This is a genomic window from Tolypothrix campylonemoides VB511288_2 (assembly GCF_045999855.1).
GTDB lineage: Bacteria > Cyanobacteriota > Cyanobacteriia > Cyanobacteriales > Nostocaceae > Scytonema > Scytonema bouteillei_A.
Window position 1 is genome coordinate 46,627 of record NZ_JBFPMW010000003.1, and the last position, 11,686, is coordinate 58,312.

Consider the following 11,686-nt stretch of genomic DNA (forward strand, 5'->3'; position numbering starts at 1 on the left):
GATTTCTACGTATTGTTGAGAGTATCTTGATGGAAACCAAACACTCTCGCCAAAAATACGTTTTTTTAAGCTAAATAGTTTTTCCACTTGCGTGAGGTACTCGTGAAGATTCTATTGGTAGAAGATAATGAGCACAATGCTTTGTTTTTATCAAAAGCATTAGAAAGGTATAACTACCAAACTGAGATAGTACAAAATGGTCAGACAGCCCTTGAATTGGTAAGAGCGTTTGAGTATGACCTTATTTTATTGGATGTGATGCTTCCTGGGTTGGATGGAATTAGCGTTTGCAGCCAACTTCGACAGGAAGGCTTTCAAGTGCCTATTATGATAATAACTGCTAAAGACAGTACAAGCGATCGCGTTAGGGGATTAGAAGCGGGAGCAGATGAATATGTCGTCAAACCCTGTGAATTATCAGAATTAATTGCGCGAGTTCGAGCTTTACTGCGGCGGGGAAGAGAAATTTTGCCAACGGTGTTTGCTTGGGAAAATTTACAGATGGACGTAAATACCAAAGAAGTCTCCTATGAGAAAAAGCGCTTGCACCTCACACCCAAAGAATATGGTTTGCTAGAGCTTTTTTTACGCAATCCAGGCAAAATATTCAGTCGGAATGAATTACTCAATCGTATTTGGTCATCCTCAGAATCTCCTGGAGAAGAGGCTGTTACAACCCAAATCAAAGGGTTGCGACAAAAACTAAAAGCCGCAGGAATGACAGCAGATTTAATTGAAACAGTCTATGGAGCAGGGTATCGTTTAAGAGAAGAAAATAGAAAAACAATAGAAAAAGCGGATAAGGAAGAAAATTCTTCTCTCTTGTCGCCCCTATCTTGCTCATCTTCCTCTAGTGTTGAAGCAGAAGTCTTAGCAGTCGTGAAAACGGCTTGGGAAGATTTTCGAGAGAGTTTTCTTAGAGAACGGTTTGATTTATTTGAACTAGCACTGAACAATTTATCAACTGGAAATTCAGACATTCACTTGCTTCAACAAGCACAAGCAGAAGCTCATCGTTTGACTGGTTCGTTGGGAAGTTACGGTTTGCCTTTAGGTTCAAAAGTAGCTGGAGAACTCGAATTTCTATTACAAACACTTATAACTTGGAAGGAAAATGCAGCATTACTCTTAAATCGATTGGAAAAATTAACAATCAAGTTAAAAAAAATCTTACAAGAGCGTTTGGATGATGAAGAAGGTAAGAATAGCTCTCTCGTTAAAACGATTTTTGCCACTAATAATACCGCCATACAGCAAAATCAAATCAAAACGGTCATAAGAGCCCACCATCTTCCTTCAGCAAAAACTCAAGACGTTAGAGTAGAAGCCTTAACTAAGATATCGGAAACACAGGAAGATTTACAACTAGGTTTAGCAGAACGATTGCAATTGTTTGAGAAAGTACTCAAGCATTTATCTGTTGGCATACCAGATAATCAATTACTGCAACAAGCACAGGCTGAAGCTCACGAGCTAGCAAGCTCTTTTGGAAATTACGGTTTACCAATGGGTTCTAAAGCTGCTCGAGAAGCGGAGTTTTTATTGCAAACTTTAGCAAATTGGAGACAACATACAGCATTATTATTAAATAGATTTGAAAAATTAACAATATGGCTAAAAGAAACCTTACAGCAAAAGCCATATATCCCGAGCGCACCTCTGGTTCGTCAGTTACCATCAACAAGATTACTTATTGTTGACTATGATACTGTCCTCACCGAACGTATTAAACAAGAAGCAGTCACTCACAACTTGCAGGTTGAGGTAGCAACAAATATCAGCATGGCAAAAAGTATCATTGCTTCACGTCCTCCCAATGTTGTTCTCCTAGATATTGCCCTCGGTACCGAGCGAGAAAATGGCTTAAACTTTTTGGCGCAACTTATGGAAGAGAAACCCGAGCTTCCCGCGATCGTTTTTACCGCATTAAATCAACTGCATTATCGTGTAGAAGTTGCACGCCTCGGAGCATATACTTTTTTAGACAAACAGACACCAGTCGATGAAGTGCTTTCCAAAATTACAGAAGTTGTGAATCAAGCTCCTGTTAGCAAAGGAAAAGTTATGGTTGTAGACGACGATCCCTTAATACTTTATCGCATCAAAACATTGCTATTGCCTTGGAAACTGCAAGTCACTACCCTACAATTCCCAGAAAAATTTTGGCAAATATTAGAAGCGACAAGTCCCGATCTACTTATTTTGGATATTGAAATGCCGTGTTTCAATGGTATTGAACTATGTCAAGCAGTGCGTAATGATAACCGTTGGAATTGGTTACCCGTATTATTTCTTTCCGTACATTCAAATGCCAAAATAGTCCATCAACTTTATGCAGTGGGAGGAGACGATTACATCCAAAAACCAATTATAGAACATGAATTTATGACCCGTATTTTTAATCGTTTAGAACGAAGCAATGATAAATAAATAACTTATGTGTAATTGTAAGGAATTAGAGAAAATTAATCAACAACTTATCCTAGCTTTAGAAGCAGCTAATATGGGTCTCTGGGACTGGGATTTGCTGACTAATCGTGTTATTTGGTCAATCGGTCACGAACGACTGTTTGGTTTGTCACCAGGCACTTTTCTAGGAACTTACAACGCTGTTATGGATTGCATTCATCCAGACGATCTAGAAAAATTAACTTTAGCTTCCCATCAAGCATGTAGTTTGGGGCATGATTTTCATGAAGAATTTCGCGTAATTTGGTCAGACGGTAGTGTTCATTGGATGGAATCAAAGGGCAAATGTCTCTATAACGATAAAGCTCAAGCAGTGCGAATGTTGGGAACCGTTATGGAGATTACCGAGCGAAAGCTAGCAGAACTTGCTTTGAAAGAAAGTGAGGAGAGGTTTCATTACTTTGCAGAAAATATTGAAGATGTTTTTTGGATTGCAAATGCAACACATTCGCAAGTCTTATATGTTAGTCCCGCATACGAAAAAATTTGGGAACGCCAGAGCGAAAGCTTGTATACCAATCATCAAGAATGGGTAGAGAGCATTCATCCTGAAGAACGCGAGTCTATAAGAGCGGTTTTTTATAACAAAATTTTTGAAGGAGACATGGATCGAGAGTATCGGATCGTCCTTCCTAATGGAAGGATACGTTGGATTCGAGATCGGGGGTACACAATTAAGGATGAGTTTGGCAAAATTCAGTACTTGGTGGGGATTGCACAGGATATTAGCGATCTCAAACAAGCAAAAGTCAGCCTTCAGCAACTGAATGAAGAATTAGATATGCGAGTTCAACAAAGAACTTACGAGCTAGAAACTTCTCAAGCAACTTTACAACAACTCTATCAACAACTACAAGCAGAACTTGACGAACGCCAACGCGTAGAAATTGCCTTACGGCGTAGTGAAAATTTATTTCGTTCTCTCTGCGAGTTTGCACCTGTAGGTATTTTCAAAACCGATCCACAAGGAAAAAATATTTACTCCAACCCTTGCTGTCAGGCAATTGGCGGTTTTACATTAGAGGAGGGTTTGGGTCATGGCTGGATAGAGTTTATTCATCCTGAAGACATAGATATCATCGCTGAGTGGAAGAAAACAATAGCGGGGTCGCGGGAATTTTCCTGTAAGTTTCGCGCTCTTCATCGAGATGGAACGATACGATTTTGCCACATGAAGTCCGTTCCAATAATTTCGGAGTTAGGCGAACTTATAGGTCATGTTGGTACAGTAGAAGATATTACAGAAGCTCGGGCAATTGAAAAAATAAAAAATGAGTTTATCTCAATTGTCAGCCACGAGCTTCGTACTCCTCTTGCATCCATTCGCGGTTCTTTAGGGCTTCTTGCGGCTGGAGTTTTCAACAACCAACCAGAAATTGCCCAACAAATGCTAGCCATTGCCACTAGCGATACAGAACGCTTAGTTAGGTTAGTTAATGACATACTAGATTTAGAACGCCTGGAATCTAACAAAGTTATTTTAGTCAAACAGCAGTGTGACGCTGGCGCACTTATGCAACAGTCTGTAGAAACCTTGCAATCTTTAGCAGTAGAAAACAACATTACGCTTTCTAGCTTACCTACTTCTATAGAAATATGGGCCGATCCAGACCAAATTCTTCAAACTTTGATCAATTTAGTTAGTAATGCAATTAAATTTTCCCCTCCAAACAGTCAGGTTATTTTGAGTGCTGAAGACTTACCCGATTGCGTTTTGTTTAAAGTTCAAGATTGGGGGAGGGGTATTCCCCTAGATAAGCTAGAAGCCATTTTTGGACGCTTTCAACAAGTTGATGCTAGTGACTCACGCCAAAAGGGTGGAACAGGTTTGGGCTTAGCTATTTGTCGCGGTATCATACAGCAACACGGTGGTAAAATTTGGGCAGAAAGTGTTTTAGGAAAAGGTAGCGTTTTTTATTTCACTGTTCCTAAACTTTCCCAGAATTAAGGTAATATTCTATGTCAGCGAAACAGATTTTAATTATTGATGACGAAAAAAACCTGTGTACTGTAATTGCAGCTAGCTTGGAAAAGATAGGAGGCTGGCAAGTTCTGACAGCTCTATCTGGTGTGGAGGGATTGAGAAAAGCTGAAACCCAACAGCCTGATGCTATCCTACTAGACGTGATGATGCCAGATATAGACGGATTGGCACTTTTTGAAAAATTACAAAGTCTTCGAGCGACTCAAACAATTCCCATTATCTTGCTGACTGCTAAAGCTCAGAAGGTTGACATAGAGAGATTTACCAAGTTAGGGGTTGCAGGAGTTATTGCTAAACCATTTGACCCTTTAAAGCTGTCATCGGAGATCGGTAACATACTTAAGTGGATTTAGAACACCTGTTATTAAAGTTCCACCCTCAGAATTCCCTCATATTCTTTGTGTATCTTTAAATTGATGCAGAACAATCGTTCTGTATTTTCTTAAGTGAAGAGATTTGCCCGAACCAATTAAGATCGTTTTTGTTCACAATCAACGCTTATCTGTCGATCGCAATTTCTTTACAAAAAACATAAATAACACCGCCTCAAGGTTCCATTTGAGACAGGTGGGGAAAGCTCAAATATAGATTTATTGACCAATGACACTATGAACCCCAAGAACTATCACCCAGGTATTTAGTAACTATACCTTCTAGATAAAGATAATTCTATATGACAACTTTAAACGCACCTACCTTATAGCCAAAAAGTTAGTCAAACCCTCGACTTCTTCAAAAAATTGTAGATTTAGCAATATCTTTACAGTCATTAACAAGTAGCATCTACCAGTAACAATCTCGATTTTTCCTCATCCAGTCATATTACTTTTAAGGATTGCTACATGGTTAAGATGGTTGATTCTCACAAAAATATTACAGCAAAGAATCTTGAGGAACAAAAGCCGAAATTGGTCGGATCTTCAGAGGAAAAGAATAATATGCAGACCAACAGGAGGTATTTGCACCCAAACCATTTGATAAATTGGTTTCAGCGTACAAGTTTGCGAACAAAAGCAATTGCTTTTGCTTTTGCGATCGGTACTTTGCCAGTGTTCGTTGTGGGAATGCTGACCTACCAAATGGTCAACCAATCAACAACAAGAGAGGTATCCGATAACAAGCAAGATAAAGCTAGGTTGCTAGCAGATAGCGTCAATACATTTATGCTGGGACGTTATGAAGATCTTCAAATTATCTCCAAGCTCATACCTCTGTCAAATGGTCAATTTAACGAAGGAATTAACCGCAACCAGATAGAAATTAAGCTAAATGACTATTTAGACATTGAAAAAAGTTATGAAAGTATTGCTATATTGGATATTAATGGAAATGCGATTGCAGCCTCAAAAGGGCAATTCATTCCCAACCAAAAAAATGAAGAATATTTTCAAACTACCTTCAAAACGCGATCGCCTTATATTAGCCAGTCTTTAGACCTAAAAAATCCAGGAGCAGCAAAAATTTATCTAGCGTTACCTATCAAAAATAATACAGGTGAAATTCTTTATGTTATCCGAGCCATTATACCTCTAAAATCTTTAGAAGCTGTTGTATTTAAATCCCAAATCAGTCAAGATGATTATAATTTAATAGATAGTTCTGGTACAATTTTCTTGTGCAGTGAGGGAATTGATTTAGGAAAAAATGCAGGAGACAGAATTCCTAACTGGGAGCAAGTTTCTTCTAGGGAACAAGTAACAACAGCACTAGTCTTTAACAAAGAAAAGAATGTTAAAGAACTTATAAGTTATGTTCCTTGGCAAAAAGTAGAAAGGTTGCCAGATTTGAAATGGAAACTAGTTTTAAGTGCAAATACAGAAATAGCGCTAGCTGCACAAAGAGATTTATTACTAGTCTTACAGATTGGAACCTTAGTAACAGCATTAATTGTGGGTGGAATTTCAGCAATTTTTGCTAACCGTCTCATATACCCTATTCTAACAGCAACTACAGCTGTCAAGAAATTAGGACAGGGCAACCTTGAGACAAGAATTCTTGTAGAAGGTGAAGATGAACTTGCCATCTTGGGTTCTAACATTAATCAAATGGCAGAGCAATTGCAACACCTACTACAAGAACAAACTGCAGAAGCCGAACGGTTGAAAACACTGACAAATACTTTGCTTTCAATTCGTCAGGCATTAGATTCTGAGGAATTATTCAACTTAACAGTTAAAGAGGCAAGGATTGCTCTCAAAGCAGACAGAGTTGTGATTTATCAATTTAATGCTGAATGCAGTGGAAAAGTTATAGCTGAATCAGTTGATTTCGGTTTTCCTATTGCTTTGCAAGAGACAATTGAAGATGGCTGTATCGATAGAGAAATTATAGAAGCTTACAGAAAAGGTCGCGTATTGGCTACTCATAATGTTTGGGAAGCTGGCTTCTCTCCAGAACATCTCAAGTTATTAAATAGATTGCAGGTTAAAGCGAATCTAGTCACGCCAATTATCAAAGATAATCAACTTTTTGGATTTTTAATTGCCCATCACTGTAAAGAACCTCACGTGTGGCAAGCCTATGAAGTAAATTTTTTAAGGCAGTTGGCAATTCAAGTTGGATTGACTTTAGAACGAGTGAGTTTGTTAGAGGTGACACAAACATTAAAAGACCTTGCCATTCACCTCTCTAAAACTCATAACTCACAAGAAACATATAATTTTGCCGTTCAAAATATCCGAAAAGCTTTAAAAGTAGATCGAACTATTATCTACAAAATAAATGAAAATTTTCAAGGAAGCGTTATTGCAGAATCAATAGCTGGTACTTGGTCTTGCTCTTTTGGGGCAGAAATTCACGACCCTTGTTTGAAAGATTATGTCGAAAAGTACCGACAAGGTCGTGTTGTGGCAATTAGTAATATTTATCAAGCAGATCTCTCTAAATGTTACATTCAGCAACTTGAAGCATTTGAGGTGAAAGCCAATTTAGTAGCCCCAATTTTACTGGGTGACAAATTGTTGGGTTTGCTAATTGCCCATCAATGTTCTCAACCGCGTTTGTGGCAGCAATCTGAAGTAGATTTGTTTGAGCAATTTGCAAGAATCGTGGGTTTAGCCTTAGAGAGAACCAATCTTTTAGAGCAAGCAGAAAAAGGCCGTTTGGCAGCAGAACAAGTTTCTATAGAACAACGCCAACAAAAAGAAAAGCTGCAACTACAATTGCTAAAACTTATAGACGATGTAGAAGCTGCGTCTGGAGGCGATTTGACTGTACGTGCTGACGTTACCTCTGGAGAAATTGGTACTGTCGCTGACTTTTTTAACTCTATATTGGAGAACTTGCGAGAAATTGTCATTCAAGTGAAAGTGGCTGCTACTGAAGTGAATGCTGCGATCGCAGACAACTCCGGAGCTATGAATCAATTAGCAACGCAATCCCTCAAACAAACCCAAGAAATTGGTCATACCCTAGATGCTATTGACCAAATGAGGTTCTCTATTACAGCCGTATCAAAAAGCGCCAAACAAGCTGCAGAAGTTGCTCGAACCGCCTATCATGCTGCTGAAACTAGCGGTACAGCAATGGATTTGACAGTAGAAAATATTATGTCCTTGCGAGAAACTGTAGGAGAAACTGCCAAAAAAGTTAAAAGACTGGGTGAGTCTTCACAACAAATCTCTCGCGTAGTGGGATTAATCAACCAAATAGCTATGCAAACCAACTTGCTAGCTATTAACACTGGTATTGAAGCAAACCGTGCAGGGGAAGATGCTCAGGGTTTTGCTGTCATTGCTGAAGAAGTTGCTGTATTAGCGGCGCAAAGTAGTGCTGCGACTTCCGAAATAGAAGAAATCGTAGCTAATATCCAGCGTGAAACCAATCAAGTTGTCAGAGCTATGGAGTTAGGAACAACACAGGTTGTTGAAGGGACTCGTCTGGTTCAAAACACCAAACAAAGTTTGAACCATATTTTAGATGTCTGTCGCCAAATCGATCGATTGGTATCTTCCATATCTACGGCTACAGTTTCTCAGGTACAAACTTCTAACGAGGTCTCGGATTTGATGCAAGAGATTGCTAAAGTCTCCGAAATGACTAGCAATTCCTCTCGTCAAGTTTCTTCATCTTTACAAAAGACAGTAGAAATTTCCCAGCAGTTACAAGCTAGCGTTCGTACTTTTAAGATAAGTTAGCAAAACTGAGAAATTATTGACCTGGTCTCATCCCAAGGCGCAATTGTCACAAAGCTTGTCTTTCAGGCTTTGCGCCTCAGTTTTTATCTCTTGTTTTTGTAAATAACAAGCGTAGAACTACTCTTTTTTTAGAGTGAACATAGATTTTCTACCAGAACCTCGATCGCCAGAATAAATATTGTCTGTTATTTCATACCAAAAAGGCTTTTTCACTTGCAGCATCCTCATTACCAACCTTTTTCTTCACAGTTGATAAGCGAGTATAAATTGCAACAATTTCCCGCTCTAATTTAAAAGTTAGGCGATAATTGTGAGGAAGTTGTGAGGAAGTAAGTATTCTTATAGTTATTCTTTGAAAAATTAACATTCTTTAATAAAGTTTTTTAACCTCTTGCAAAGGTAGAAGATCGACGATTTACTACTCCTCTTGCACGTATGGAAGTTGAGGGCGAAGTCAAACTTCGTCTAATCTTGATGCTTTTTCAGTATCGACACGCTAGCTATTAACTGGTACGCATCATAAATTGTGATAGATCGCAAAAAAATAAATAATATATTGTTTTATTACAAAAACGCAATCATGACACAACAGAGCTATCACATTCAAGAATTAAATCTTGTGTTTATAGATCCGACCGTTCTTAACAGTCAAAGCTTAATTGCTAGTGTTAAACCAGATCATCAAGTCGTTATTCTAGACTTCACCAAAGATGGGGTTACACAGATCGGTGAGTTCTTGGAAACAAATTCCTTTCTTCAGCAAGGCGGTCTCATTAAATCAATTCATTTAGTTTCTCACGGTATAAAAGGTGGGTTGCAACTGGGTTCCACGCTACTCAACAGCAAGACTCTAAAATCTTATGAAAAAGATTTGCAGCATTGGAAAAAGGCTTTAAGCGATGGTACCGATCTTGTAGTTTATGGTTGCGATGTGGCTTTTGGGGATGAGGGAAAAACTTTTATACAACAACTCAGCCAGTTAACAGGTACCGATGTTACCGCATCAGATGATTTAACGGGAAACTCCACTTTGGGAGGTGATTGGAATTTAGAAGTTGCGACTGGGTTGATTGAAGCATCACTAGCCTTTTCATCTCAAGCCATGGAAGCGTATGGTGAAGTGCTCAGTCAGTTTGTTGTCACTAACACGAATGACAGTGGTGTCGGTTCTTTACGACAAGCTATTCTCAATTCCAACAGCACTCCTGGAACTCAGGATATTTTGTTTAGTTTACCTACAGCTTCGGTTGTTAACTTAGCTTCAGCGCTCCCCAACTTGACTGATAGCGTCAATATTATTAACTTTACAGGAGCGAAAAATTTAACAATTCGCCGCAACTCAGGTGGAAATTACAGTATCTTCACCATTAAGAACGGTCAAACAGTCAATATTGAAGGGTTGACTCTTACTAATGGAAGTAGCGAATTTGGTGGTGGTATCTATAACGAAGGCACATTAGCGATCGCAAATAGCATCATCAGTGGCAATCAAGCAACTCAAACAGGGGGCGGTATCTACAACAAAGGTACATTAACTGTAACTAACAGCACTATTAACGGGAATACTGCCCAAATTGTGGGTGGAGGTATTGGTGCAGCTACTGGCTTTAGCATTGCTAACAGTACTATCAGTGGTAATACCGCTAAGTTTGGTGGAGGTGCGATCGGGGATGTTATAGCCACTGGTACTGTCAACATCTCCAACACCACTATTTACAACAACTTTTCAAATGCTGGTGGGGGTGGTATCGATCTCATCACTTTGACCGTAAATATCAAGAATTCCATCTTAGCGGGAAATAAAAATGATGACGGCGAACAGAATTTCGCTTCACCAGGAGATGGCAAGATTATATCCTTTGGACATAACATAGAAAGCGGTACAGACGCAGGTTTTACATCCACGGGTGATTTACAAAATACAAATCCTCTGCTTGCACCTCTAGCGGATAATGGTGGTTTTACCCCAACTCATGCTCTACTTCCAGGGAGTCCGGCTATTAATAAAGGTGATAATACAAATGCACTAACACTAGATCAACGAGGGAATCCGCGAATTATTGACGGTACAGTTGACATTGGTGCATTTGAAGTTAACCCCTATCCTCCTAAAGTGAGTTTTGGTGCAGCTCAATATAACAAAGTAGAAGGTAATAGCGATACTACAGTGACCATTCCCGTTACCCTAGATAGCCTTCCATCCACAACTGTAACTGTTCCTATAACCATTAGTTTAACGAGCACCGCCACATCAGGGAGCGATTATTTCTTTGCTCCCACAACCCTCAGTTTCAATCCTGGAGTCACAGGTACGGGATTAACACAACAACTAAGTATTACCATCAAAGCTGATAACTTACCAGAGAATGATGAAACAATAGTGTTTAACTTTGGCACTATTCAAGGAGCAGTTGCTGGCACAATCAACACAACGACTCTCACAATTGCGGCTAATGATGCAAGTCCAGATACCTTAATAGGAACTAATGGCAGCGATGAGATATTTGGATTGTCGAGTAATGATATAGTTATCGGCAAATTGGGTTCTGACACAATTGATGCTGGTGAAGGTGAAGATACTGTATTTGGTGACGAAATCACACCTATAGTAGATATTCTCGGTGAGAACAACGATACTATTAGAGGTGGAAATGGTGCCGATCGCATTTTTGGTGGTGAAGGAGACGACAAGCTATACGGCGATGCTGGCAATGATATGATTTGGGGTAATGATGGAAGTGACTTTTTATGGGGAGGAGAAGGTAACGATTACCTGACAGGAGGACAAGGCAATGATGTCTTTGTTGTGTCTTCTAACGGGGGTATTGATACCATTAATGATTTTCAAGAGTATGACACCATTGGTTTGATAGGCGGTTTAACATACTCTCAGCTATCTATAACTCAAATCCTGAACAATACGTTTATTTTTGAAAGTAGCAGTCAGAAAATACTGGCCATTTTAACTGGAGTTCAAGCCTCAACCCTAACATCAAGTCGCTTTCAGAACCTAACAGTCGATGTTTAAGATAATGTATAATTTGTTATACCAATACGAGCGAGTTGTTAATAAGCTACGCTTGGAGCAAGCGATTGA

General features: G+C 39.2%; 5 protein-coding genes. All 5 read left to right on the forward strand.

The features are described from left to right. The first annotated feature begins 102 nt into the window (after positions 1 to 102). Entirely contained in the window at positions 103 to 2,430 is a 2,328-nt protein-coding gene (locus AB0756_RS09165) for a response regulator (protein ID WP_237265827.1), read from the forward strand. Between the two features lie 7 nt (positions 2,431 to 2,437). Further along, a complete protein-coding gene (locus AB0756_RS09170; protein WP_167844618.1) occupies positions 2,438 to 4,417 on the forward strand; it encodes a PAS domain-containing protein in 1,980 nt (659 codons plus the stop codon). Between the two features lie 11 nt (positions 4,418 to 4,428). Continuing rightward, positions 4,429 to 4,806 (forward strand): response regulator, encoded by a 378-nt coding sequence (locus AB0756_RS09175; protein ID WP_038075498.1) that lies wholly within the window; start codon positions 4,429 to 4,431, stop codon positions 4,804 to 4,806. Between the two features lie 585 nt (positions 4,807 to 5,391). Continuing rightward, positions 5,392 to 8,589, forward strand: a complete 3,198-nt coding sequence (locus AB0756_RS09180; protein WP_038075658.1) for a GAF domain-containing protein — start codon at positions 5,392 to 5,394, stop codon at positions 8,587 to 8,589. 580 nt (positions 8,590 to 9,169) lie between these two features. Next, positions 9,170 to 11,617 (forward strand): DUF4347 domain-containing protein, encoded by a 2,448-nt coding sequence (locus AB0756_RS09185; RefSeq protein WP_038075501.1) that lies wholly within the window; start codon positions 9,170 to 9,172, stop codon positions 11,615 to 11,617. Positions 11,618 to 11,686: the final 69 nt, after the last annotated feature.

What these genes read in the sequence shown, in the direction of transcription:
- AB0756_RS09175 (WP_038075498.1), top strand. Translation starts at nt 4,429, where the DNA reads ATGTCAGCGAAACAGATTTTAATTATTGATGACGAAAAAAACCTGTGT.
- AB0756_RS09170 (WP_167844618.1), top strand. Translation starts at nt 2,438, where the DNA reads ATGTGTAATTGTAAGGAATTAGAGAAAATTAATCAACAACTTATCCTA.
- AB0756_RS09180 (WP_038075658.1), top strand. Translation starts at nt 5,392, where the DNA reads ATGCAGACCAACAGGAGGTATTTGCACCCAAACCATTTGATAAATTGG.
- AB0756_RS09185 (WP_038075501.1), top strand. Translation starts at nt 9,170, where the DNA reads ATGACACAACAGAGCTATCACATTCAAGAATTAAATCTTGTGTTTATA.